This window comes from Pseudomonas sp. H11T01 (assembly GCF_048515765.1).
Classification (GTDB): Bacteria; Pseudomonadota; Gammaproteobacteria; order Pseudomonadales; family Pseudomonadaceae; genus Aquipseudomonas.
In genome coordinates, this window is the sequence record NZ_JBLYED010000002.1 from 303,084 (window position 1) to 324,950 (window position 21,867).

Sequence of the window (21,867 nt, forward strand, 5' to 3'; positions counted from 1 at the left end):
CAAAAGATCGCAGGCTGCGCCAGCTCCTACGCCGACCGTGTACATCCGAGTGTACGCAATCCCCTGTAGGAGCTGGCGCAGCCTGCGATCTTTTCCGGCCTTACAGCGGCCTCGATCAATAGCGCCACCTCATCAATGCATGAACAAGGCGATCAGAATGATGATCGGGATTGGCACACCGAGGAAAAACAGCAGTAATGAGCGCATGGTCATTCTCCTGGCTTAGCGAGTGAGTGGGAGTGATGTCGACGTGACATAGGCTTCTGTTTCGAGATACACCACGGCATCCCGACGACGACCGCCGAAGGTCGCGGCGAAACTGGCAAAAAACGCACCGCAGAGCAGCGCGACAAACATCCACAGCGAGGTCCAGGCAGCGACTTTTCTGGCGGTGTCGGCGGCCTGTTTGGCAGCGAGTTTCGCGTCATCCACAGCCTTGCGAGCCTTGGCGAACACTTCATCAACCCGGCGTTCGGCATCCGCCTGAGTCAGGTTGGTGCGTTGGGCGACCAATTGCGCCAGGTAAGTCCGATCCTCGGCAGCCAGCTGGCCGTCGTTGCTCAAGGTGCGAACGAAGATCCGCGTCACGCTGCCGCGCACAGCGTCATCGCTGACCGCCGCCGGACGATCGTCACGGAACAGACTGTCGACGAAGTAACCATACTCTTCACCGCCGCTATTGCTTGCGGCACTGCCTGCAGCCTGGGTCATCGCACTGGCAGCACCGGAGGCCACGCTGGCACCGGCCTGCGCACCGCCGCTGACAATACTGCTCACCGAGCCAACCACCAGGGTTGCAGTCACCAGGGTCGCAACGGCCCACGCGAGAAAGCCGTGGGCGGTATCGCGAAAGTACACCTCATCACCGTGCATGTTCGACCACTTCACTCGCAAGCGCCCGGCGATGTAACCGCCCATGCCGGAAGCGACGATTTGCGTGAAGGTCAGCCAGACAATTGTCGAGATGCCCAAGCCCTTGGCGCTGATGCCGCTACCGGCCCACGGCGACACCGCTGAGAATCCAAGACCGAAACCGAGCAATACCAGAATCAACGACAACGCTGCGGCACCCGCCGCCCCAGCGAATATCGCCCCCCAGGAAACGCCTGAGAGCGTGCTCGACTCGTCCACTGCTGTGAGATAAGTATCAGAGGATCTATTCATTGTTGTTGTGCTCCCGGCATGAAAGGTGGTGTTACAACTCTCGAAAGAAGAACTGCAGTCACCGTGCCAGCCGCAAACTTCTAATAAACAGTTTCACTTCAATGAGTTAGATATTTTTTCAGATAACCGGACCATGCAATTTGCAATAGCAGCGCACTATCAGCGGGTTTTCTGCATTAAGGCACAACTCAACCCGAGCCTGCTTCTCAACGTCTAACCTTTTCCCAACATGAAAGTTTTTTTAGAAAGCCCACCCGCTTTTCTGGGCAAAATGCCGCCCTGCGTCATGAATTCTTTATTCCGGTACCCCCTATGACCCGCATATTGACCATCGAAGACGACGCCATAACGGCCCGGGAGATCGTCGCCGAGCTGAGCAGCCACGGCCTGGAAGTGGACTGGGTCGACAATGGCCGCGAGGGTCTTGCGCGGGCGGTGAGTGGTGATTACAACCTGATCACTCTCGATCGCATGCTCCCCGAGCTTGACGGCCTGACCATTGTCACCACGCTGCGGACTCTTGGCGTGTCCACGCCGATTCTGATGATCAGCGCCCTTTCCGATGTCGACGAGCGAGTGCGTGGCCTGCGCGCTGGTGGTGACGACTACCTGACCAAACCCTTCGCCTCGGATGAAATGGCCGCACGAGTCGAAGTGCTGCTGCGGCGCCAGAACCCGGTCAAGGCGTTTGAAACCACGCTGCGAGTGGCCGATCTGGAGCTGAACCTGATCAGCCACGAAGCGACTCGCGCCGGGCAATTACTGAACCTGCTGCCCACCGAGTACAAGCTGCTGGAGTTTCTGATGCGCAACACCGGACAGATTCTGTCGCGGATGATGATTTTCGAGGAGGTCTGGGGGTATCACTTTGACCCGGGCACCAACCTGATCGACGTGCACATCGGCCGCTTGCGCAAGAAGGTCGACCCACCGGGCCTGACGTCACTGATTCGGACCGTGCGAGGCTCGGGTTATGTCATTGCTGAACCCCTCTAAGGGCTGGAGCTCCTCCACCAGTCGACTGCTGGCGCTGTACAGCTCGCTGTTCGTGGCCTGGAGCTGCATCCTGATGGGCGGGCTCTACTATGAGGTTTCCGGCTATCTGGACAACCTCGCCAAGCACTCGCTGATGCAGCGTCAGCACCTGTTTTCACACTTTCAAGGCGATCAACTGGTGGAAGCACTGACCACCAGCATGAACTACGACATCCGCGGCATCGACGCGTTTGGATTGTTCGATGAGCAGCGCCGACACCTCAGTGGGCCAATCATCGAGATTCCGGCGGACCTGCCGCTGGACGCCAGGATCCATGCGCTGAGCGACTGCTTCGCCTCCGACACTCCCGACTTGCCGCGCGACAGCTGCGACGCGGTGGCGACCCACACCCAGGACGGCCGCTGGCTGATTCTGGTGCGCGACAACGGCTCGTTGTTTGCCGTCACACGGATCATTCTGCATGCGCTGTTCTGGGGTGTTTCCTTAACCATCATTCCCGGTATCGCGGGTTGGTATTTGCTGCGCAGGCGCCCGCTGCGGCGAATTCGAAGTATCCAGGCCAGCGCCGAAGCCATCGTCGCCGGTGATTTGACCCACCGTTTGCCGCTGTCCAATCGTCGAGACGAGCTGGACATGCTGGCCGCCATCGTCAACGCCATGCTCGACCGCATCGAACGGCTGATGAACGAGGTCAAGGGCGTGTGCGACAACATCGCCCATGACCTGCGCACACCGTTGACCCGATTGCGAGCGCAGCTGTATCGGATTCAACAGCAGACCGCCGAGGGCTCGCCTGAAGCCTTGCAAATGGATCACGTGATTGCCGAGACCGACACCTTGATGGCGCGTTTTCGCGGGCTGTTACGGATTTCCGAACTGGAAGATCATCAGCGTCGTTCGGGGTTTGTGCTGCTCGATCCGCTGCCCTTGCTCAATGAGCTGCACGACTTCTACCTGCCGCTGGCCGAGGAAGGCCAACTGACACTGAGCCTGCAAGTACCGGACGCGCTGCCCAGCCTGACCGGCGACCGGGCGTTGTTGTTCGAGGCGCTGGCCAATCTGTTGAGTAACTCGATCAAATTCACCCCACCCGGCGGCGAAGTCATTTTGCGCGCGGTCTTTGATGCCGGCAGTACGCGCATCGAAGTGCTCGACTCCGGCCCCGGAATCCCACCGGACAAACGCGCCGCCGTGTTCCAGCGCTTTTATCGCGTGGATGACAGCGGCCAGCACGGTGGGTTTGGGTTGGGGTTATCGATCGTTGCGGCAATCGCCAATCTGCATGGGTTCAAGCTTGAAGTAGGTAGCAGCGAGCTCGGAGGCGCCCGGTTGGTGCTTGATTGCAGGCCGAGCCTCATTCCGTAGGGCTGATCGACTGATCGTTCCCACGCTCTGCGTGGGCATGCATCCCGTGACGCTCTGCGTCACAGCCGAAGGCGATTGCTGCGCGTCCATGGCGGCATTCCTTTGCTGCGCATGGGAACGATCTACGACTTCAGATTCCCTCGATTCAATCCGGGTAATTGGCCCGCAACGCCTCCAGCCCCTCGCGGTAGATGCCGGTAAACAACTCCACCGCGGCCTCGTCGCTCACGCCGACCGGTGTGAAACGGCCCGACCAGGTGACGCGCGAGGTCTGCCCGCTTTCCAGGTTTTCGACGCGCAATGTGGCCAGGTAATCGGTGACTGGAAACGGTGCCTGACTGATCGAATAGCTGTAGGAACGCGCCGCATTGTCGAAGGCCTCAAGGCGCTCGACGATCACCAGGCCGTCCACCGTTTGTAGGCTGCGCACGCGGCCGCCATCGCTGAGTTCGCTTTTCGAGATGAAGGGCAACCAGTCCGGCAACGAATTGAAGCCGCCAATCAATCGCCAGACCTGTTCGGCCGAGGCCGGGATATCAATGAATGCCGAGGCGTTAGCCATGAAACGTTCTCCAGAAAATTAACAGGTAATAAAAGCTTCAGATCGCCATGCTGTCGACCACACCACCATCGACCCGTAACGCAGCCCCCGTAGTGGCCGAGGACAATGGTGAGGCGATATAGGCCACAAGGTGGGCGACCTCCTCTACCTCAGCCGCACGCTGGATAATCGATGTCGGCCGCGCCTTGCGCACAAATTCATCGGCTTCCTCACGGGCGCTGCGCCCGGATTTCTCGGTGGCGTCCTTGAGCATGTGCTCCAGGCCATCGGTGAAAGTCGGCCCGGGCAAGACCGCATTGACCGTGACCCCGGTTCCCGCCAGACGCTTGGCCAGACCGTGGGAAACCGCCAGGTTGGCGCTCTTGGTGACGCCGTAGTTGATCATATCTCCCGGCGTGGCGATGCCCGACTCGGAGGACAGGAAGATCACCCGCCCCCAACCCTGGCCGACCATGTCCGGCACGTAATGCCGCGCCAGGCGAACCCCGGAGATCACATTGACCTCGTAGAAACGCGCCCATTCGCTGTCCGGGGCGTCGAAAAAATCGACGTCGTTGAAGATCCCCAGATTGTTGACCAGAATGTCAGCCCGCAGTTCTGCAGCGAACAGCCGCTCGGCGCCTTCGGCCGTGCCCAGATCGGCGACCAGTCCGCGCAAATTGGCGTCAGGCAGGCGCTGACGAATATCCGCCAAAGCCTGCTCGACTTTGCCTGACTCGCGACCGATCACCACCACCGTGGCACCTGATTCGGCCAACGCCTTGCTGATGCCCAGGCCAATGCCAGCGGTGCTGCCGCTGACAATAGCGAGTTTTCCAGTCAAATCGATTTTCATATTGGGTTCCTGTTCTTAAGCAATCGGCAAAGGGGCGCGAGCAGAAATCAGATTGGCCTCGCGCAGTGCTTGCCAGAAGGCAGCCGGAGTTTTCGCCGACAGCGCGGTAACGTCTTCAGCGATCCGGCCCGGACGACTCGAGCCAGGAATACGACAATCTCGACCTTGCGCGCCAATGCCGCATCCATCAAGCGTTGCAGGCCGCGATCATGGTCCAGCAGAGTGTAGCGACCCGCCAGCAAAAAACCGTCAGGTTGGGCATCGCGAGGATCCAGAAAGGTTTGAGCCGCAACGCACCACCCGGCGTGGTACTGCGGGAAGTGCCGTGGATTTCGTTTACCACGCCATTATGGGCGGCCTGGCATCGGATCAATCTGCGACCGCTGGTGGAAACCTTCAGGAAAGTGCTGACCGAACCTGGGACGGCGGTATCAGGGTAATCAGTACCGTCACTGAGTGACACACACTGTCGAGGTCCGGGTGCTGGTGGTCTGCCCCTCCTGCGTTGCAACGCCTTTGACTTCAGTGCTTTCGGTGGTCTGGCACCCTTTCGAGACCGGGGCCGGGATTGCAACCGCGGGCTCGGCGTCAGGCGGCGCCTGTTGCTCCTTTTGCTCGATGGGTTTGTTGGCGGATTGAACCGGGGGGCTGGCACAGCCTCCCAGCATGGCGGCGGCGCAAAGACCGAGCAGAAACGGCGCGAGAGCAGATCCAAGACGGGTTTGCATGGTGATACCTGCGATGGGTTTCGAGCTGGATTAAGCGGCGTCAGCAAGGCACCGCCTGCCTGCGGGTCCGTCGCATCAGAAACTATCCCTGGTACTTCTTATAGTTCAGCCATCAGGCAATGCCAGTCGGTTACATCTGTCTATCTGCAAGGTCCACGTCTATTCGCCCACCCCAGAGCGTCCCAGACTATTGCTCTGCAATTCGTAACGCAGCTCTTCGATCAGCGCCTCGACATCGTCTACCGTGGCGAGCTTTTCCAGACGCAGGCCAGTGACCACCAAATCGACCCGGCCACTGGCAGCATCGTAAAGGCGCACGGTCAACGACGGTCCGGGACACAGGCCGCAGTCGCAGCTCAGCGGCAGAAAACTCTGTTCGAGATAACCGCGCAATCGCGATGGAGAAATCACCCGGGTGTGCCCGGGGCTTTGCCGGCGGCTTTATCGACCGCACCGTTGACCTGTTCGCTGCGCATGTGGCGTTCCTTTACCGGCTTTGAAGGGATCGCGGCACGCGCCCCAAAGGTCTGTGCCGCACCCTCAAAGAGTAAAAAACGCCACTACCCGACAGAAGCTGAATTTGCACTGGTTTACCTGGTGCATTTGCACCTTATTGCTCGCCCTTTATGCGCCGCTCTCCGGCGAACAGACCGCGCTCACGGGCCCAGACGATCGCCTCGCTGCGGCTGTGCACGTCGAGCTTTGAATACACCGTCGCCACATGATTGCGCACGGTATTGGGTGCAAGCGTCAGGCGTGCGGCGATTTCCTTGTCCGCCAGGCCCTCGCAGATCAGCCTCAGCACGTCCCGTTCGCGGGTCGTCAGGTCAGCAAACGAAATGCTCGGTAGCTGCGGGGAATTGACGCTTTTCACATTGGCAAGTTTTTCGATCAGGGTCCGGCTGAACCAGGACGCGTCCTTCATCACCTCTTCAATGGCCGCGACCAGCTCCAGCTCAGTACGTTTGCGCTCGGTGATGTTCATCAGCACCAGCAAATAGCACGGCGAGTCCTGAATGCTGACCGTGTCGGCCGAGACCACGCAGTCGATCACCCCGGCGCCTTTTTTGCGTACCTTCAGGTCCACGCCATCCAGGCTTCCGGTGTTCTCCAGCGCCGCAAACAAGTGGGCACAGGCGTCCTTGCCGTCGATAAAATCAATGGCTTCGACCGACTTGCCGAGCACCTCTTCAGCCGTGTAACCGGTGGTGGTCAGGAAGGCTTCATTGACGTCGACCACGTGCTGACTCTGGGCGTTGCACACCAGGATCGGCACCGGCGTCAGGCGAAAAGACTTGGCGAAGCGCTCTTCACTCTGACGTAACGCCACCTCAGCCTTACGCCGCGGCTCCAGATCCATAAAGGAAAACAACATGCAGCCTTCCTCGTTGATATCCAGCGGCTGCCCGGCGACGATCACCAGTTTGCTGCCACCCTCCGGTAAACGCAGGTCGGCCTGCATCTGCGGAATCGTCGCGCCCTGGTTCAGACGCTCAATGGCCAGGTCCTTGCGATCCGCCTCTTCCAGCACGTCCAGCTCATACACCGAACGTCCGATGACCTGATCACGGGTATAGCCAGTCATTTCCAGAAAGCCCTGATTGACCTTGATATAGCGCAGATCGCTCAGGCGACAGATCACCGCCGGTGCCGGGTTGGCACTGAAGGCTTTTTCGAAGCGCTGCTCGGCACTGGCCCAATCGGTGGCATCGGCGAGAATCAGCACCAACGATTCCGGCTCACCGGCGCGGTCGGTGAGAATCATGCTGCGGATGCGATGGACCCAGATCCGCTCTTCGTCGGCGCGGTGAGTGACCTCGACCACCACATCGCTGAAGGTTTCGCCATTGGCGACCCGGCTGATCGGGTAACTGTCTGCAAGCACGGGATGGTTGTTGCGATAGCGCAAGGCAAAGCGTTCGGCATATTCCTGCGCATTGGCGCCTAGCCCACTGAGCTGACTGACGCCGTGCATGGCCAGCGCAGCTTCATTGGCCCAGAGAATGGTCTGGTCGACTTCGATCAGAATCACACCGTCGGACAGTCCAGAGATGATCTGTTGCAACTGACGACGATTGGTTTCGGTGGCTAGGACGTCCTGGCTCATTGGCGCTCCAGAAAAATGCCGCACGGCCCACAGACGCGAAATGCGCAATGCAGGCGGGACAACATTACGACCACAGCGGCCCGGCATAGTGCAGCTGATCGGCAGTTGCCGAAACCCTGCCGAGGCATACACTGAATAGAAGGTGGCGGCCTTGCCGGAGCCGCGCCAGGAGGTGTGTGATGCGCGCGAAAGGCGCTGGTACCGCGATCCTGTTGATAGGCATGAGCAGCTTGGCACAACCGCTCGCCGCAGCGACTTCGGTCGAGGTCAGCTTCAAGAATCCCGAATCTTTCAGTGATGCCAGCCTGGACACTTCAGGCTATGGGCGTGGTGCCGACGATTTCGTCATGAAAGCATTACGCGGTTATTTCGAACAACTTGGTCAGCGCTATCTGCCATCCGGGCAAGTGCTGCAGATCGAAGTGCGCAACATTGACCTGGCCGGTCAGTATGAGCCCTGGCACCTCAATTACAGCCATGTGCGCGTTATGCGTGACATCACCTGGCCGTCCATTGAACTGCATTACGTGCTCAAACAGAACGACCAGACAATCCGCCAGGCCGATGCCCATCTGAGCGACAAGTTCTATCTGGAGCGTCCCGGCCGGGCCACCCACAGTGACCGGCTCTACGCCGAAAAAGCCATGATCGCCGACTGGTTCCGCACCCAGTTCAAACAGCCAGCGTCTTAGCGGTCGAAACGAATAATACCTACCCTGCTCACCCTGGAGCCCTGCAATGATCAAGCCTCTGTTCGCAGTCCTTACCGTACTGGTATCGCTGGCCGGCTGTAGCTCCCCGCAAGAACAGATTTACCGAGACCAGCCACTGGTCGCCCGTGTCAGCGATGGCATGAGCAAACAGCAGGTTCTCGACATCGGCGGCCCACCGGCATCGGTGAGCAAACGCACGGAAAACCCCGGCTCCTGTCTCGATTACCAGCTCACTCATGGCGGCCAGCAACAGCCCTACCATGTCAGCCTTGATGCAGCCAATAAGGTGGACCACAAAGGCTTTATCAGCTGCGCCGGTTGGGAAGACGTGGAGCACGCGGCTAAAGAACCCCCACAGCATGGCGGGGGCTATTAGCCAAACATCGAGCCTGCGGATCTACCGTTGAAATACAAAAACGCCCGATGCGATGCATCGAGCGTTTTGAGCAGCTCATCTGGAAGTATCAGCCTGTTTCAGAACTGGACAACTAGCCGTGAGAGGGGCCGGGCCAACCTCACATCGGTTACATCGCCGTGCGAAAAATCTCCTCGATCTCATCCTGGTTGGCTGGACGCGGGTTGGTAAAGCCGCAGGCATCCTTCATGGCGTTGGCGGCCAGGATCGGGATGTCGTCAGCCTTGGCGCCCAACTCGGCCAAGCCGCCAGGAATACCAATATCCGAAGACAGTTTACGAATGGCGGCGATGGCCGCAGCGGCGCCTTTTTCCGCATCCAGACGCTGGGTATCGATGCCCATGGCGGTGGCGACGTCTTTCAGACGAGCCGGGCAAATGCTGGCGTTGAAGCTTTCGACATGGGGCAGCAGGATCGCGTTGCAGACACCGTGTGGCAGGTCGTAGAAGCCCCCGAGCTGATGCGCCATGGCGTGGACATAACCCAGCGAAGCGTTATTGAAGGCCATGCCGGCCAGAAACTGCGCGTAGGCCATATTCTCCCGGGCAGTCATGTCACCACCGTTGGCCACAGCGTTACGCAGGTTGGCCGAGATCAACTCCACAGCCTTGAGGGCACAGGCATCGGTGATCGGCGTTGCTGCAGTGGACACGTAGGCTTCGATAGCGTGGGTCAGCGCGTCCATACCGGTGGCAGCGGTCAGGCCTTTGGGCATGGCGGCCATCAGCGAAGGGTCATTGACCGACAACAACGGGGTGACGTTGCGGTCGACGATGGCCATTTTTACATGACGGGTCTCGTCGGTGATGATGCAGAAGCGGGTCATCTCACTCGCCGTACCGGCGGTGGTGTTGATGGCGATCAGGGGCATTTGTGGCTTGGCGGACTGATCCACGCCTTCGTATTCGCTGATGTGACCGCCGTTGGCGGCGCACAAGGCAATGCCCTTGGCGCAGTCATGAGGCGAACCACCGCCCAGGGAAATAATGAAATCACAGTCACTGCGATTGAGCAGCTCAAGGCCTTTCTCGACATTGCTGACCGTCGGGTTGGGCTTGGCGCCGTCGAAGAGCGTGGAGTTGATGTCCTGTTCGGCCAGAAGTTTGGCTACTTTATCGGCCACGCCGGCTTTGGCCAGGCCTGCGTCAGTGACGATCAAGGCTTTACGGAAACCATATTTGCGGATGGCGACCATGGCTTCGTCAAGACTGCCAATGCCCATCATGTTCACGGATGGAATGAAGAAAGTGCTGCTCATGACTAATCCTCTTTTATTCTGGAATAACGTAGAAGTTGGGGGAAGGCTTCTACTCATAACGCAGGCAGTGAGGCTTGTATGATTGTCATCCGTGACAACGCTCGGCGGGGTCGTGTGCTGCATCACGTGTTCAGGTGAACCGTCTTGAGATGCAGAGATTGGCAGGGCCATCGCTACCGGTATTGTTTGATCCTGGGATTGAGCCTAAAGCAACGACGCAAAACCTGAATGGTCCTTTAGGTTTCACTGGCTCCTCCTTTAGTAGTGCGTTCCCGAGCGCTACGGGGAGGTAATCGACGCTCGGGGCATCACCGGGCGGGTGGTGATGGGGGGCTGAGGACGCAAAACCAATCCTTCACCTGCCACTCAACGTCGCTTGCGCAATACCGGACTCATAATTAAAAGCAATTAACTTGATTGCCAATTGCACACGGTGGACGCGACTTCTTTACATCGCCCCTGACACACCTCTGAATTTAAAACTTGATCATTAGAAACACTATTGCCGTCAATAAACTTACGGTCCCCACACCCACATATACGGAGCACCTGCAAACACATGATAAAATGGCATTAATCAAATACACCCGCTCGCAAAAAACAAAACCCAATCGCGAAACCCATAGAAATTCAAGCATTGAATAGCCAATGATTCTATGGGCAAAATTTATTGCCTGCTATGTTGATAAGGGACTCAGCAGTGGCAACAAAAGGCCACCGCCTGGTTCGATAAACCTTCTGCTTCAACCTAACTGAAATGGAGTTCGAAATGAGCCAACAAATCGTAGTTTATATTGAAGAAGAACAACTAAAAGCACAAAAAGACAACAAGTACAGCCTCTACCTAGCGAAGAAAGTCAACAGTAATTTTACCGTGATATGGAAATCAAAAGGCCCCGTGGCCACCGTCGGCAACCCAAGTTATCAATACCGAAATACGTTTGATATTACGACGCCCTCCTTCATGGTTAACTATACAAACGACCCCGTGCAAGAAGGCGCTGTCACTTTCACCTCAGGCGGGAGAAGCCTGGCAATCAGCACGGGGCAGACTACAACCCTGGATGCAAATGGCATATTCACGCCTGCGAGAAACGGTGGGGTCTCGAGCGACGTTTTAATCAATAACCTATTACAAGCTAATCCGCATGAGATATTGCAGGATGCCTCCGGAAACAATATTTGGGTGAACCGCGAAAGCGGTATGAATATTGGGACCGCCACACTCACTCCCAAAAGTGAATACCAACTGTGGTTCGGCAATATCCAGGTGACAGGCTCATTAATTGCCAGCAACTTATCTAAACTGATAGTCGTGTCTATGCTCGATGGACAAACCAAGACCGTCACCTATGACAACAGTGGCAACTGGGTAACTGGCGCGCCCGCCAACCCTCTGTCAGAAAAAGAAGTAGCCGCGCTCCACGCCAGGGTCGCCAAAGCTTTAGGAGAGCCAGCATAAGCCCGTAAAATTCAGTCTCTGCCATCAAGGGTGAAACGGCGAAACACTGGCCAATAAAAACCCCGTAGATCATCGATCTATGGGGTTTTTATTGATGGAGGCCTCAATCCTTGCCCAACAGAACACACTAAAAAATCGCGCTCCACATAGCCAATGATTCTATATAGGCAAAAATACTCCATGCTATGTTTATACAAATTAACGCATTACAAAGTAAAATTTCATGATGTGCCACCCCCATGAGCCTGACACATCTCAAGCGTTGATTTAATTGAAAGGGAATTCAGCCATGGGCAACCAGCAAATTGTAGCTTACATTGAAGAAGATCAGCTGATCGCACAAAAAACCAACAACTACAGCCTCTATCTGGCCAAAAAAGTCAATAACGACTTCACCGTCATATGGATATCAAAAGGTCCTAAAGCCACTGCGGGCCAACCCAGTTATCAATACAAAAATACTGTTGATATTTCAACCCTCTCTTTCATGGTCAACTTTACAAACGATCCCGTGCAAGAAGGCGATATCACCTTTACCTCCGGTGGAAAAAACCTGCCCATCAACACGGGTCAAATGACGACGCTGACTGAAAATGGTGTATTCACACCGGCAAAGAATGGCGGCCAGCCGGGAGATATTTTAATTAACAATCAATTAGAAGCCCATCCTCGTGAAATAGTACTGGACTCCAAAGGATGCTGCATCTGGGTGGATTGTGCAGGCGGTATGAATATTGGCGCGTCCACCATGACGCCAAAGAACGAGTTCCAATTATGGTTCGGACCTTTTCAACTGATGGGCTCGTTAATTCCCAAGGGCGTATCCAACTCGATAATCGTGGCGGTGAACGATGGAGAAAGCAAGACCGTCACCTATAACAACAGTGGTGTTTGGGTACTGGGTGAACCGGCTAATCTCTTGACAGACATAGAAGTAGAGGCACTCCACGCCAGGGTAGCCAAAGCGGTAGCACTGTCCGTATAAATCCGTACTTTCAGTGCCCGCATTCTTCAATGAAAGATTGCTCGACACCTTCCATTATGGTGCGCTGCGTATGTTCGCCTATCGAACAGGAGGCACACGAATTTCTCCTGACCGACATTGATTTTTGACGCCCTTGCCGCAGGCCCCGAATGCCAGGTCTTTCCCCATGCAAACACGAACCTCCGACAGTTCAGGCCCATTACAGATAATCGCAATGCCATTGGCGGGTATGCCTGGATTGCTCTGCCGGAACAGTCGCGCAATCTCCTGAGCTTCGAAGTAAGACGTAGCACTGAAGGGCTGCAGTTGCTCCGGGATCCGGACAGCGCCCACGGCCTTGTCTGCTGTGTCCAGATAACCCGAGGCCCCAAGACCGCTACAGGTGCCATGCGTTGTCCATTCATGCTCAAGCAGCCTCGGCGTCACAAACAACGTCAGCCCCCTCGCCCGCTCAGCGGGTGACAAAGGAACCCGCGGAGAACAAGACTGCGGCCAGCCGCCATTGGCGTACTGAGGCCAGAGACCGTGGAGTACAAAGCCGTAGCCTTTTCCCGAGCATTGTTCATTTTCGCGATGCGTCAGGCAAAACGTGGGTGACCAGGACAACGTCAGAAGATAGTAGTCAAAGACCCCCGCAACCGAATCGCCCCGCTGCTTGTCGTTTCGTGCCTCTCGGGCATCGCTCATGCCAACGCTGAAAATCGTCAGCGCAATGAGCGCTCCCAGTACCGATAGTCTTCTCATTTACCCTCTCCTTGGGGACCGGATCATCCTGACACCCCCTTCTTGTTGCTGGACAGTCAAGACCACAAACGCCCTTGTCACACGGAGGTTTCAACAACCTGACTCAGAAGCACCTGTTCCAGGATGGCAAAGAACGATTTGATGTGGGCCTGTTTCAATGCTTGAGGCCGGGTCACCAGATAGACCTCCATATCGGGGAGTTGGAGATCCGGGAACAACGCTATCAGGTCCTTCGCCAGAATACGGGGCAGCACCGCAACGCCCATACCTCGCCTCACCGCTTCGATCTGTGCCGCGAACGAGTTCACCCTGATCTGCGCGCGCTCAAGACCCGCGGCCTTTGCCGCACGCATTTGCGGCAACATGTCCAGCGGAGGGAGCAAGGCGATATTGACCGCAGTGGCCGGCGTCACCCCTGGAAACCGCTTCAAATAGCCTGCATCGGCAAAGACACCGTAGGCGAGCTTGCCCATGGGTCGATAAACCAGCGACGGCTCACCCAGATGAGCGGTGCGGATAGCAATGTCTGCCACTCCGCGGACAATCTTGTGAAAGTCGGCGGTTACCAGCAACTCCACCGAACAACGCGGATGAAGGGAGGTAAAGCGACTCGCAGCTTCCAGCACGCAAGACGAAAACCCTTCTCCAACACTGACCAGGACACTGCCGCACAGTTCCGTTTGTAGCCCGGTCATGCCGGCAACGGTTTGACGCCTCAAGCCCTCCTCCGCAGCCAGGGCAACTTCAACGAGAGATTGACCCCGTGCGGTCAACCAGCATCCTTCAACTCCCCGCTCGACGAGTGGCTCGCCAAGCGCGCCCTCAAGTTGGGTCAACCGTCGGGACACCGTAGACGCAGCGATACCCAGCAATTGGCCGGCCTGAAGAAAGCTGCCACGCCGCGAGACTGCCAACAGCAGTCGAAGATCGTCCCAATTTGCCTGCACCGTCATGCTTCCTGTCGTCCCTGCTTTGCACATTTGCAAAACCATTATGCAGTAGTCGCTGTTTTTCGGGAGCGGCACCAACGGTATATCTACACGCCTTCGAAACGAATGGAATGGACTGTATGACTACTGGCCCCAACGATTATGCGAAACGCGCCGCCAGCGCCTTCAATCGCCGTGATCTGGAGGCGCTGCTCGCGCTGGTTTCCGAAGACTTCATCTACCTCGATGGCATGGGGATGCAAACCGGTCGCGAGGCCATGCACAAACGAGAGGCCGCATTGCTTGAAGCGCTCCCCGATGCCCAGGTGATCTTGAGCCCATTTGCGGTCTGTGACGATCGTTTGGCGCTGACCGCCTTCCTGACCGGCACCTTCACCGCACCCTTGGTGCTGTCGGACCGGGTGATTCCACCCCATGGACGCCACATCGCCGTGCACTACGCCGCCCACTTCACCTTCAGAGACGGGTTGGCTATACGTGAAGAGGCCTTCTTCGACAGTGCGGTGTTGATGCCATTAGCCGATCCGAGTGAGGGCTGAACATGCACAACGCATTCGTCACTGGCGCAACCGGCTTGTTGGGCAACAACCTGGTGCGTGAATTGGTCGCTCGTGGCTGCCAGGTCAAAGCCCTGGTCCGTTCAAGAGCCAAAGGTGAACAGCAGTTCAACAATCTGCCGGGTGTGGAACTGGTCGTTGGAGACATGGCCGATGTCGACGCATTCGCCCCGGCGCTGCAAGGCTGCGATACGGTGTTTCACACTGCGGCGTTCTTTCGCGACAACTACAAGGGCGGCAGCCACTGGAAGGAACTCGAAAAAATTAACGTGGCGGGTACGCGGCGCTTGCTTAACCAGGCCTACCGCGCCGGTATCCGACGTTTCATCCATACGTCTTCCATTGCCGTGCTCGACGGCGCACCTGGCACCTCAATCGATGAGACGTGCCTGCGGGCCGACGCCGACGCGGATGACTACTACCGCAGCAAGATCCTCGCCGACCGTGTCGTGTTGTCGTTCCTGGAAGTTCATCCCGACATGCATGCCTGCATGGTCCTGCCTGGCTGGATGTGGGGCCCTGCCGACATTGGCCCGACCTCCTCGGGACAGTTGGTTAACGATGTCGTGCACGGCAAACTGCCCGGACTGATCCCCGGTAGTTTTTCCATTGTCGATGCCCGCGATGTGGCGTTGGCACAAATTGCCGCCGTCAAACATGGGCGACGTGGCGAGCGCTATCTGGCCGCGGGCCGGCACATGACGATGCGAGAGTTGGTCCCCCTGCTCGGCCGGATAGCGGGCGTCAAGACGCCGGTACGACAACTGCCACTCCCACTGCTGTACGCCCTGGCTGCCACGCAGGAGATCTATGCGCGTCTTACCGGCAAGCCCATTCTGCTGAGCATGGCCACGGTGCGACTGATGGTGCGGGAGGCCGATCGCACCCACTTCAACCACTGCAAGAGTGAACAAGAGCTTGGCCTACGGTTCCGAAGTCTAGAGCAAACCATTGCCGATACGGTGGCTTGGTACCGCGATCACGACTGGTTTGAAAACCACCCCGCGCCACCGTCTGAGGCAAAGCAGGCATAAGTCATAGCTGGAGTCAGACCTCGACCCTGCGCAAACCGTCAACGCGCCCGATACCCATAGTCGTAACGCCAGCAGCAACGGTGCGGATGACCATAGAAAACGCAACCATTCAAGGTCAGCAACAAAGCAACGCAGGCGATCAATCTGAAGCGGCGGGACATGGTCAACTCCTCGTGAGTCAATGGCGACGGTCCGTCGGCACACACCCTCTGTGTGCTGACGGTTACTCATTGAACGTGGCACCACCGAACATCCGTCGCTGCCTGACGATATTTTCGTGAACCACAGGCGACGCGCAGCCTGCCATGAAAAAAGATTCATTTTCTCGCGACGGATTTTTTCCCCTTTCAACGTTCAACTCATTAGCTGCATTCACTTTCGGATGCAGGCCTGAAGGAGTTGTCATGAGACGTGTGCACCCCCTGGTCAAGTTACGGCATGTTCTGCTCGTTCCGTTGGCGCTGGCAGCGCTGGCGAGTACGCCCGTCTTTGCTCAGACCGAGATCATCATCCGCCAGGCACCGCCGCCCATGCGTGTGGAGATGGTGCCCGTGGCACACCCCGGTTATGCCTGGGATCGTGGCCACTGGCGCTGGGAAGGCCGTGGCTACGCCTGGGTGCCCGGTCATTGGCAGCCGGTGATGCACGGTGCACGCTGGAAGCCGGGGCACTGGCAGGCACGCGGGCCGAACTGGTACTGGATCGAAGGGCACTGGGTACGCTAAACCCATGAGTGGACCTGTATTGGGGCGTGCCTTGGCCGCCCCTTTCCGCGCCCGCCCGGACACAGCTGATACCCGTCACCGGACCGAGACTTGCCCCTTTGAACGAAACTGATCCGGACGTCGAGTTGTTGGCCCGCATCGGCAACAACGAAGCAGAGGCCGTTAACGAGATGGTGTCGCGCAAGTTGCCCCGTCTGCTGGCGCTCGCCAGTCGCTTACTCGGCGACGCCGATGAAGCCAGAGACGTGGCCCAGGAAAGCTTCCTGCGTATATGGAAACAGGCCGCGCACTGGCGCAGCGGACAGGCACGGTTTGATACCTGGTTGCATCGGGTCGCGCTGAATCTCTGCTACGACCGGCTGCGCAAGCGCAAGGAGCAGCCTTTGCCGGACAGCGATGAGCTGACCGAACCCGTGGACACCGCACCGTTACCGGAGGAGCAGCTGGAAGCGAGCTCACGGAGCGAACACATGGCCGCCGCGCTTGCCTCGCTGCCCGAACGCCAACGCGAAGCTATCGTGCTCCAGTACTACCAGGAACTGTCGAACATCGAGGCGGCGGCGCTGATGAACATTACTGTCGATGCACTGGAAAGCCTGCTTTCACGGGCACGACGCAACCTGCGCAACCACCTCGCCGAATCACACGGCGACGCTGTCCTAAGGAGGGGAAACCGATGACGCTCGAACGGTTCAGTCATTTAGCCAACGTCTACGGCGCTGACCTGCAGCGCTGGCCATCCACCGAGCGGGCCGCGGCCCAGGTCTTGCTCGCCGGCGGCGACGCCGAGGTACTCAAGGTCCTGCACCAGGCCCGCTGGCTCGACAACATACTCGACAGCCACCCGGTGGCCGCACCGACACCGGACCTTGTCCGACGCATCGTTGCGTCTGCGCCGCTTGCCGCGCCGCCATCGTTCTGGACGCGGCATGCCCGCTGGCTATCACGCGCCGGGTTCGTCGGCGCGGGACTGGCGGGCATTGCCGCGGGCATGCTGGTGGTTTCATTGGACCTGCCGCTGACGACCTCGCCCGATGCCCTACCCAGCATCTTTGAGCAGAGCGATGCCGATATCGTCCTGAGTATCAATGCCGAGGAGATTGACCAGTGACCCAGCCATCCAAGCATTTCAAGGCCCTGCTGGCGGTGTCGCTGGTGCTCAATGTGTTCCTGATAGGCGGTGTGGTCGGCGGCCTCTATCAATGGCATAGCCAGGCCAAACCCGCCTTGGCGATGCCTCAACATGGCTTGCACCAGGCAATGGCGCAGCTGCCCCCCGCCAAACGCCACCAGCTGCGCCAGTTGCTGCGCCAGACCCGCACCGAAAACCAGTCGCTGATCCTCGCCAGCCGCCAGGCCCGCCTCGACGTGATCCGCCAATTGCAGGCACCGACCCTGGATCGTACCGCTCTGGACAGCGATCTGAGTAAAGCCCGTGAGGCTGATATCACGCTGCGAGCCAAAGTCGACGCCAACCTTGCGGACTTCGCCGCCACGTTGCCGGCGGATGAGCGGCAAACCCTCGCCGATTCCCTATACGAGCGTGGTAAGGCAAAGGCCAGCGAGGCGAACAAAAACTAGCCGGCAGCGACGGATTTTTCACGCTTCTGCGCGGCGTTTAGAGGGCTAGGGAAGTGGACTCTCGAAGATCAAGAGCGGACCACTGAACCTGTGACCGGTAGATTTCCCAGCAGGTTGAGTCCCGTGGTCTTCACAAAAGTCTCATAGTCCATTGGCCTCTCAATACGGGTCTCCGCGTTGGGTAGCACATAGGCCCAGGCCCGCTTGGACGAAGCGTCGTAGACCAGTTTGAACAGGCGGGTAGGTACCCAGACCTTGTTGTCGCCAATGGTGGTATGGCCAGCGTCAAAGAGCGGGCCGGTAAAGACAAAGACATTGCCATCGGCTCGCATCGCAAACTTTCTGACATCAGACTCGACCTTGCTCCAGATCTTCCGGTTATTGGTTGGGTCTTGCGGCACCATGTTCGACAGCGCAAAGGACTGGGCCATTGCATGCGGATTCGGTGCGTCTGCTGCCGGGGACTGATGGCCACGATCCACTGCCGGATGTTGGCCACGGTAGTCGCTCAACTCTGCCCGCCCGCTCTTGGGAATGCGTGGGTCCGGATAGAACTGATTGGTTCGCTCCTCACCCTTGGCATCCTGTAGCTGGGCAGAATTAAGGCGCTCCACCACCACCAACGGAGTCTTGCTGGTTTGCGAATACAGCACCGCAAAGTCGTCGGAACACAGGGCCAAGGGCTTCATCGTTGCAGGCACAGTCGCCATGTTGATCGGCTTGGCTGCCGGGAACAGCTCTGCACACCCATCAAACGATGCCTGTTTCTGTTTGCTTGAATAGAGGTCAATCGCCGCGTTCTGGCTGACTGAGCCAGAGCGGTACCCTTGCTCCTCATGCTGGCTGGGCAGTTTGATGAAGTCCAGCAGGTTGCGAGCTTCTGCCGCACCCGTCGAGAACAAAACAAGGGCCGACAGCCCCACTGCAATGTTGCGTAGGTTCATGCTTAAAATCTTCGAATTAGAGTGAGGGGATATTTAGGGCAAAGCCAGAAGAACGATCTATCGCGGTGTCCGGCATTCATTGACCACTACAAATTGAATTAGTGCTGACCATTGCATCCGACTTGGGCAAGGCACGTCAAGGAGGCGATCGGCAGAGAACGGCCAATAGCCGTCTCGGTCACGAATGACCAGAATCGACCTGGCGGATGTCCCACGGGCTGACTCGTCAGCTTTTCCAAGCCCTCTATTCATGCGCAATTTGTCAACAGTGTTTGTCCAGTGGGCCGCTATATGGGGAAGGGATAAACACCTAGCATCGTCTCTACCCAGTGAGCAAAGAGAGTAAGTATTAACTAGCTCACGAGGGAAAAACTCGAAAATTCGATGTGAACGTTACGATCATCTCGGTCGCACAGTAACCCTTGGACGATACGGTGAATATTATGAAATTTTCAAGAATTGCGATTTTTCTTGCTCTTGGCAGTGTAGGCGCGCATGCATTTGCAGACGAGAGCCATTCAACGGTTGCGGCCAGCAAGGCGCCTATTGAAATTTACACTTACGGAACGAAACTGGACATCAACAAAGTCCTTACAATTACAGATATCCCGGACCAGTGTGGGCCGGTCCCGGTCCAAATGACGTATGAAGACTCTCACGGTCAACAGCATGTCATGCAGTATCAAGTCATGGGAACTGGCTGTTCAAACGGTTGAATACTGTGCGGACGATGGAGGGTCGACACTCCATACCTGCAGCGCTGGTAAACTCAACAGCTGCTATCGTTTTTTGGGTGGGCCGACAATTTTTTCATCGGATGCCAACACGCCTGGAATGTAATCTTTAAGAAACTCTATCCATGTCTTTATTTTTGCATCCACGAACTTTCGTGATGGGTATATTGCAAATAAATTAAACTCTTCAAAATGATACTCTGGCAGTACGCGCACTAACGTGCCGGCCCTCAGGCCGTCCACTGCAGAAGCAATAGGCTGAATACCGATACCCATCCCGTTCGTTATAGCGACGGTCATGGCATCGGCGGTGTTGACGTGAAAGGGAGACAATGGAGTGTTGACGGTCTCCACGCCTTCGGGCCCCTCAAATGCCCAGCTTTCAACCGGCATTACCGTATTAACAATTCTCAAACAATCATGTGAGCAAAGAGCACTCGGAGAATCGGGGATCCCGCGTTTCTTCAGGTACGCTGGCGAGGCGCAGAGAATACTGTAAGTAATCCCGAGCCGCTGAGCTACAAACCCTGAATCGGGTAAATCTCGCGCTAAAACAATCGACATGTCATAGCCTTCTTCCAGCAAGTCAGGTAGCCGATTGGTCAACGTCAAATCAAACAACACCGAGGGATGAGTCTCTCTGTATTTGGCAATGGCATCGATCACGTAATGATTGCCAATGGCTGACATAGCGTGAATCTTGAGCCTGCCAACGGGCATGATGTGAGCAGTGCCCGCTTCCTCATCGGCTTCACGTACCTCCTCAAGAATTTTCTCGCATCGTTGCAAATAGCGCACACCTGCTTCGGTCAACGCCAGGCGTCGGGTCGTGCGGTTAATCAGACGTGTCTGAAGCCTGGCCTCCAGACTGGAGACTGCTTTGGAAACGTTAGTTGTAGAGGTGTCCAATATCTCAGCCGCTGCCGTAAAGCTGCCGCTCTGAGCGACAGCAACGAAAAAACGCATGGTTTGGAAAACGTCCATCGTTTTCACCTCAGGGGTATGGATAAAAGGGGCGGCCCTGCAGCAGACCACGCCCTGGTTGTGTGTCACTTTTTCTGCGGAATAAATCCAGGCACACCGGTTTCCACTACCGAGTTGAATCGTACCCTCGTCGTAATATCTTCCTGAATTTCACGCATGGCCCTATGAGGCAGGGTAGAAATATCAAAGTTTTCCTTGATATGGCTCGGGTTTACAGAAGTGGTCAGGAAAGCGACTCCGCGCTGTACAGACCAGGCCAATGCAACTTGAGCCGGGGTCTTGCGCAAGCGCTGAGCGATCCCTGTAATCACGGAATCTTCCAGTACGTTCGGCTCCATGCCATGTCCGAGTGGTGCAAAGGCAAGGACGATGATTCCATGCTGCTGACAAAATTCAAGGAGTTCCCATTCAGGCAGATAAGGGTGGGATTCGACTTGCACGACTGCGGGTTTTATCCGAGCCACTGCGACAATCTCTTGTAGAGCCTCCAACGTGATATCAGACAAGCCGATGGACTTGCACCGGCCTTCGTCCACGAGGCGTTCAAGTGCTCTCCAGGTCTCTATTAACGTCACGCCTGAGTCGTAGATGACTTGACCCTGTCCGTCTCGTGGATCCTGATTGTCACCGGGTTGAAAGGCAAACGGAGTATGGATCAGATAGCAATCAATATAATCAACTTGAAGTCGTCGGCAGCTTGCCTCAAAAGCAGGTTCGACCCGCTCGGGACGATGGTTGGTGTTCCACAGTTTCGTGGTAATAAACAGGTCCTCTCGCCGGACCTTACCCGCCTCCAGAACTTCCTGTAGTGCAACGCCGACCCTCTCCTCATTTCGATAGCGTTCTGCACAATCGAAATGCCGAAATCCTGTTTCCAGCGCTTCTTTAACCGCTTGTGTTGTGACGGTGAGATCACGGAACAGTGTGCCAAATCCAACGGCCGGCATCTCACCGGATCCGTTAATAAGAGGAAATTTCGTATCGCGAAGTGCATCGTAAAATGCTTCGTAAGGCATATCTTTA

The 21,867-nt window shown here is 57.0% G+C and carries 26 protein-coding genes and 2 pseudogenes; 14 read left to right on the forward strand and 14 right to left on the reverse strand.

Going from position 1 to position 21,867, the window contains the following annotated elements; translation table 11 throughout:
* Nucleotides 1-222: 222 nt before the first annotated feature.
* On the reverse strand, nucleotides 223-1,164 hold the full coding sequence (locus tag ACN1C3_RS03920) for a hypothetical protein (protein ID WP_419114470.1): 942 nt from the start codon (nucleotides 1,162-1,164) through the stop codon (nucleotides 223-225).
* A gap of 312 nt (nucleotides 1,165-1,476) precedes the next feature.
* Between ACN1C3_RS03920 and ACN1C3_RS03925 the strand changes: the two genes are divergently transcribed.
* Both ACN1C3_RS03925 and ACN1C3_RS03930 read left to right on the forward strand, forming a co-directional pair.
* On the forward strand, nucleotides 1,477-2,160 hold the full coding sequence (locus tag ACN1C3_RS03925) for a response regulator transcription factor (protein ID WP_419114471.1): 684 nt from the start codon (nucleotides 1,477-1,479) through the stop codon (nucleotides 2,158-2,160).
* Nucleotides 2,138-3,526 carry a sensor histidine kinase gene (locus tag ACN1C3_RS03930; RefSeq protein ID WP_419114472.1) on the forward strand — a complete coding sequence of 463 codons (1,389 nt, stop codon included), beginning with the start codon at nucleotides 2,138-2,140 and terminating at the stop codon, nucleotides 3,524-3,526. Before ACN1C3_RS03925 ends, ACN1C3_RS03930 begins: the two co-directional genes overlap by 23 nt.
* Before the next feature lie 145 nt (nucleotides 3,527-3,671).
* Here the strand turns inward: ACN1C3_RS03930 and ACN1C3_RS03935 are convergent, their stop codons facing one another.
* The 3 genes and pseudogenes from ACN1C3_RS03935 to ACN1C3_RS03945 form a co-directional block, all read right to left on the reverse strand.
* Nucleotides 3,672-4,088, reverse strand: coding sequence for an SRPBCC family protein (locus ACN1C3_RS03935; RefSeq protein WP_419114473.1), 417 nt, complete (start codon nucleotides 4,086-4,088; stop codon nucleotides 3,672-3,674).
* A 37-nt stretch (nucleotides 4,089-4,125) separates the two neighbouring features.
* Nucleotides 4,126-4,923 carry an SDR family NAD(P)-dependent oxidoreductase gene (locus ACN1C3_RS03940; protein ID WP_419114474.1) on the reverse strand — a complete coding sequence of 266 codons (798 nt, stop codon included), beginning with the start codon at nucleotides 4,921-4,923 and terminating at the stop codon, nucleotides 4,126-4,128.
* 15 nt (nucleotides 4,924-4,938) lie between these two features.
* Nucleotides 4,939-5,198: pseudogene (locus tag ACN1C3_RS03945) on the reverse strand (hypothetical protein); the annotation flags it as partial.
* Here ACN1C3_RS03945 and ACN1C3_RS03950 point away from each other — a divergent pair.
* Nucleotides 5,178-5,363: pseudogene (locus ACN1C3_RS03950) on the forward strand (LysR family transcriptional regulator); the annotation flags it as partial. The pseudogenes ACN1C3_RS03945 and ACN1C3_RS03950 overlap by 21 nt on opposite strands.
* Before the next feature lie 9 nt (nucleotides 5,364-5,372).
* On the opposite strand, the gene ACN1C3_RS03955 reads toward ACN1C3_RS03950, so the two are convergent.
* The 3 genes from ACN1C3_RS03955 to ACN1C3_RS03965 all read right to left on the reverse strand — a co-directional run bounded on the left by ACN1C3_RS03955 (nucleotide 5,373) and on the right by ACN1C3_RS03965 (nucleotide 7,758).
* A complete protein-coding gene (locus ACN1C3_RS03955; RefSeq protein WP_419114475.1) occupies nucleotides 5,373-5,651 on the reverse strand; it encodes a hypothetical protein in 279 nt (92 codons plus the stop codon).
* A 159-nt stretch (nucleotides 5,652-5,810) separates the two neighbouring features.
* On the reverse strand, nucleotides 5,811-6,062 hold the full coding sequence (locus ACN1C3_RS03960) for a DUF1652 domain-containing protein (RefSeq protein WP_419114476.1): 252 nt from the start codon (nucleotides 6,060-6,062) through the stop codon (nucleotides 5,811-5,813).
* 199 nt (nucleotides 6,063-6,261) lie between these two features.
* Entirely contained in the window at nucleotides 6,262-7,758 is a 1,497-nt protein-coding gene (locus ACN1C3_RS03965) for a helix-turn-helix transcriptional regulator (protein ID WP_419114477.1), read from the reverse strand.
* 179 nt (nucleotides 7,759-7,937) lie between these two features.
* Between ACN1C3_RS03965 and ACN1C3_RS03970 the strand changes: the two genes are divergently transcribed.
* The gene (locus tag ACN1C3_RS03970; protein ID WP_419114478.1) at nucleotides 7,938-8,450 is read left to right on the forward strand and encodes a DUF3016 domain-containing protein; all 513 of its coding nucleotides are present in this window, start codon (nucleotides 7,938-7,940) and stop codon (nucleotides 8,448-8,450) included.
* A gap of 46 nt (nucleotides 8,451-8,496) precedes the next feature.
* Nucleotides 8,497-8,847: an osmotically-inducible lipoprotein OsmE gene (gene osmE, locus ACN1C3_RS03975; protein WP_419114479.1), complete on the forward strand. Its 351-nt coding sequence runs from the start codon at nucleotides 8,497-8,499 to the stop codon at nucleotides 8,845-8,847.
* A gap of 148 nt (nucleotides 8,848-8,995) precedes the next feature.
* Here osmE and yiaY read toward each other — a convergent pair whose 3' ends face one another.
* Nucleotides 8,996-10,144 carry an L-threonine dehydrogenase gene (gene yiaY, locus ACN1C3_RS03980; protein WP_419114480.1) on the reverse strand — a complete coding sequence of 383 codons (1,149 nt, stop codon included), beginning with the start codon at nucleotides 10,142-10,144 and terminating at the stop codon, nucleotides 8,996-8,998.
* A 769-nt stretch (nucleotides 10,145-10,913) separates the two neighbouring features.
* Between yiaY and ACN1C3_RS03985 the strand changes: the two genes are divergently transcribed.
* Together ACN1C3_RS03985 and ACN1C3_RS03990 are read left to right on the forward strand one after the other, a co-directional pair.
* Entirely contained in the window at nucleotides 10,914-11,606 is a 693-nt protein-coding gene (locus tag ACN1C3_RS03985; protein ID WP_419114481.1) for a hypothetical protein, read from the forward strand.
* Nucleotides 11,607-11,895: 289 nt separating this feature from the next.
* The gene (locus ACN1C3_RS03990) at nucleotides 11,896-12,591 is read left to right on the forward strand and encodes a hypothetical protein (RefSeq protein ID WP_419114482.1); all 696 of its coding nucleotides are present in this window, start codon (nucleotides 11,896-11,898) and stop codon (nucleotides 12,589-12,591) included.
* A gap of 78 nt (nucleotides 12,592-12,669) precedes the next feature.
* Here ACN1C3_RS03990 and ACN1C3_RS03995 read toward each other — a convergent pair whose 3' ends face one another.
* Together ACN1C3_RS03995 and ACN1C3_RS04000 are read right to left on the reverse strand one after the other, a co-directional pair.
* On the reverse strand, nucleotides 12,670-13,335 hold the full coding sequence (locus ACN1C3_RS03995) for a ribonuclease T2 family protein (RefSeq protein ID WP_419114483.1): 666 nt from the start codon (nucleotides 13,333-13,335) through the stop codon (nucleotides 12,670-12,672).
* 77 nt (nucleotides 13,336-13,412) lie between these two features.
* Nucleotides 13,413-14,288 carry a LysR family transcriptional regulator gene (locus ACN1C3_RS04000; protein WP_419114583.1) on the reverse strand — a complete coding sequence of 292 codons (876 nt, stop codon included), beginning with the start codon at nucleotides 14,286-14,288 and terminating at the stop codon, nucleotides 13,413-13,415.
* A gap of 116 nt (nucleotides 14,289-14,404) precedes the next feature.
* On the opposite strand from ACN1C3_RS04000, the gene ACN1C3_RS04005 reads away from it, so the two are divergent.
* Nucleotides 14,405-14,824: an ester cyclase gene (locus tag ACN1C3_RS04005; RefSeq protein WP_419114484.1), complete on the forward strand. Its 420-nt coding sequence runs from the start codon at nucleotides 14,405-14,407 to the stop codon at nucleotides 14,822-14,824.
* A 2-nt stretch (nucleotides 14,825-14,826) separates the two neighbouring features.
* Complete coding sequence (locus ACN1C3_RS04010) at nucleotides 14,827-15,876, forward strand: SDR family oxidoreductase (RefSeq protein WP_419114485.1); 1,050 nt, start codon at nucleotides 14,827-14,829, stop codon at nucleotides 15,874-15,876.
* Between the two features lie 38 nt (nucleotides 15,877-15,914).
* On the opposite strand, the gene ACN1C3_RS04015 is transcribed toward ACN1C3_RS04010, so the two are convergent.
* Nucleotides 15,915-16,037, reverse strand: a complete 123-nt coding sequence (locus tag ACN1C3_RS04015; RefSeq protein WP_419114486.1) for a hypothetical protein — start codon at nucleotides 16,035-16,037, stop codon at nucleotides 15,915-15,917.
* Nucleotides 16,038-16,280: 243 nt separating this feature from the next.
* Between ACN1C3_RS04015 and ACN1C3_RS04020 the strand changes: the two genes are divergently transcribed.
* The 4 genes from ACN1C3_RS04020 (at nucleotide 16,281) to ACN1C3_RS04035 (ending at nucleotide 18,182) form a co-directional block, all read left to right on the forward strand.
* The gene (locus tag ACN1C3_RS04020) at nucleotides 16,281-16,601 is read left to right on the forward strand and encodes a YXWGXW repeat-containing protein (RefSeq protein WP_419114487.1); all 321 of its coding nucleotides are present in this window, start codon (nucleotides 16,281-16,283) and stop codon (nucleotides 16,599-16,601) included.
* Nucleotides 16,602-16,699: 98 nt separating this feature from the next.
* Complete coding sequence (locus ACN1C3_RS04025) at nucleotides 16,700-17,281, forward strand: RNA polymerase sigma factor (protein ID WP_419114488.1); 582 nt, start codon at nucleotides 16,700-16,702, stop codon at nucleotides 17,279-17,281.
* Nucleotides 17,278-17,712 carry a hypothetical protein gene (locus tag ACN1C3_RS04030; RefSeq protein WP_419114489.1) on the forward strand — a complete coding sequence of 145 codons (435 nt, stop codon included), beginning with the start codon at nucleotides 17,278-17,280 and terminating at the stop codon, nucleotides 17,710-17,712. The genes ACN1C3_RS04025 and ACN1C3_RS04030 overlap by 4 nt, the downstream gene beginning before the upstream one ends.
* Complete coding sequence (locus tag ACN1C3_RS04035; protein WP_419114490.1) at nucleotides 17,709-18,182, forward strand: periplasmic heavy metal sensor; 474 nt, start codon at nucleotides 17,709-17,711, stop codon at nucleotides 18,180-18,182. The genes ACN1C3_RS04030 and ACN1C3_RS04035 overlap by 4 nt, the downstream gene beginning before the upstream one ends.
* A 68-nt stretch (nucleotides 18,183-18,250) precedes the next feature.
* On the opposite strand, the gene ACN1C3_RS04040 is transcribed toward ACN1C3_RS04035, so the two are convergent.
* Nucleotides 18,251-19,126, reverse strand: coding sequence for a DNA/RNA non-specific endonuclease (locus ACN1C3_RS04040; RefSeq protein ID WP_419114491.1), 876 nt, complete (start codon nucleotides 19,124-19,126; stop codon nucleotides 18,251-18,253).
* Nucleotides 19,127-19,569: 443 nt separating this feature from the next.
* Between ACN1C3_RS04040 and ACN1C3_RS04045 the strand changes: the two genes are divergently transcribed.
* On the forward strand, nucleotides 19,570-19,842 hold the full coding sequence (locus ACN1C3_RS04045) for a DUF2790 domain-containing protein (protein WP_419114492.1): 273 nt from the start codon (nucleotides 19,570-19,572) through the stop codon (nucleotides 19,840-19,842).
* Nucleotides 19,843-19,905: 63 nt separating this feature from the next.
* Here ACN1C3_RS04045 and ACN1C3_RS04050 read toward each other — a convergent pair whose 3' ends face one another.
* Nucleotides 19,906-20,844, reverse strand: coding sequence for a LysR family transcriptional regulator (locus ACN1C3_RS04050; RefSeq protein ID WP_419114493.1), 939 nt, complete (start codon nucleotides 20,842-20,844; stop codon nucleotides 19,906-19,908).
* 65 nt (nucleotides 20,845-20,909) lie between these two features.
* Nucleotides 20,910-21,860, reverse strand: a complete 951-nt coding sequence (locus ACN1C3_RS04055) for an aldo/keto reductase (RefSeq protein ID WP_419114494.1) — start codon at nucleotides 21,858-21,860, stop codon at nucleotides 20,910-20,912.
* Nucleotides 21,861-21,867: the final 7 nt, after the last annotated feature.

Bases quoted from the DNA above. Each gene is read 5' to 3' on its own strand.
- ACN1C3_RS03990 (WP_419114482.1), top strand. From the start codon at position 11,896: ATGGGCAACCAGCAAATTGTAGCTTACATTGAAGAAGATCAGCTGATC.
- ACN1C3_RS04005 (WP_419114484.1), top strand. From the start codon at position 14,405: ATGACTACTGGCCCCAACGATTATGCGAAACGCGCCGCCAGCGCCTTC.
- ACN1C3_RS03985 (WP_419114481.1), top strand. From the start codon at position 10,914: ATGAGCCAACAAATCGTAGTTTATATTGAAGAAGAACAACTAAAAGCA.
- ACN1C3_RS04000 (WP_419114583.1), bottom strand. From the start codon at position 14,288: ATGACGGTGCAGGCAAATTGGGACGATCTTCGACTGCTGTTGGCAGTC.
- ACN1C3_RS04050 (WP_419114493.1), bottom strand. From the start codon at position 20,844: ATGGACGTTTTCCAAACCATGCGTTTTTTCGTTGCTGTCGCTCAGAGC.
- ACN1C3_RS03925 (WP_419114471.1), top strand. From the start codon at position 1,477: ATGACCCGCATATTGACCATCGAAGACGACGCCATAACGGCCCGGGAG.
- osmE (WP_419114479.1), top strand. From the start codon at position 8,497: ATGATCAAGCCTCTGTTCGCAGTCCTTACCGTACTGGTATCGCTGGCC.
- ACN1C3_RS04045 (WP_419114492.1), top strand. From the start codon at position 19,570: ATGAAATTTTCAAGAATTGCGATTTTTCTTGCTCTTGGCAGTGTAGGC.
- ACN1C3_RS03970 (WP_419114478.1), top strand. From the start codon at position 7,938: ATGCGCGCGAAAGGCGCTGGTACCGCGATCCTGTTGATAGGCATGAGC.
- ACN1C3_RS04055 (WP_419114494.1), bottom strand. From the start codon at position 21,860: ATGCCTTACGAAGCATTTTACGATGCACTTCGCGATACGAAATTTCCT.
- yiaY (WP_419114480.1), bottom strand. From the start codon at position 10,144: ATGAGCAGCACTTTCTTCATTCCATCCGTGAACATGATGGGCATTGGC.
- ACN1C3_RS04015 (WP_419114486.1), bottom strand. From the start codon at position 16,037: ATGTCCCGCCGCTTCAGATTGATCGCCTGCGTTGCTTTGTTGCTGACC.
- ACN1C3_RS04010 (WP_419114485.1), top strand. From the start codon at position 14,827: ATGCACAACGCATTCGTCACTGGCGCAACCGGCTTGTTGGGCAACAAC.
- ACN1C3_RS03995 (WP_419114483.1), bottom strand. From the start codon at position 13,335: ATGAGAAGACTATCGGTACTGGGAGCGCTCATTGCGCTGACGATTTTC.
- ACN1C3_RS04020 (WP_419114487.1), top strand. From the start codon at position 16,281: ATGAGACGTGTGCACCCCCTGGTCAAGTTACGGCATGTTCTGCTCGTT.
- ACN1C3_RS04030 (WP_419114489.1), top strand. From the start codon at position 17,278: ATGACGCTCGAACGGTTCAGTCATTTAGCCAACGTCTACGGCGCTGAC.
- ACN1C3_RS03965 (WP_419114477.1), bottom strand. From the start codon at position 7,758: ATGAGCCAGGACGTCCTAGCCACCGAAACCAATCGTCGTCAGTTGCAA.
- ACN1C3_RS03940 (WP_419114474.1), bottom strand. From the start codon at position 4,923: ATGAAAATCGATTTGACTGGAAAACTCGCTATTGTCAGCGGCAGCACC.
- ACN1C3_RS03920 (WP_419114470.1), bottom strand. From the start codon at position 1,164: ATGAATAGATCCTCTGATACTTATCTCACAGCAGTGGACGAGTCGAGC.
- ACN1C3_RS03955 (WP_419114475.1), bottom strand. From the start codon at position 5,651: ATGCAAACCCGTCTTGGATCTGCTCTCGCGCCGTTTCTGCTCGGTCTT.
- ACN1C3_RS03930 (WP_419114472.1), top strand. From the start codon at position 2,138: ATGTCATTGCTGAACCCCTCTAAGGGCTGGAGCTCCTCCACCAGTCGA.
- ACN1C3_RS03935 (WP_419114473.1), bottom strand. From the start codon at position 4,088: ATGGCTAACGCCTCGGCATTCATTGATATCCCGGCCTCGGCCGAACAG.
- ACN1C3_RS04040 (WP_419114491.1), bottom strand. From the start codon at position 19,126: ATGAACCTACGCAACATTGCAGTGGGGCTGTCGGCCCTTGTTTTGTTC.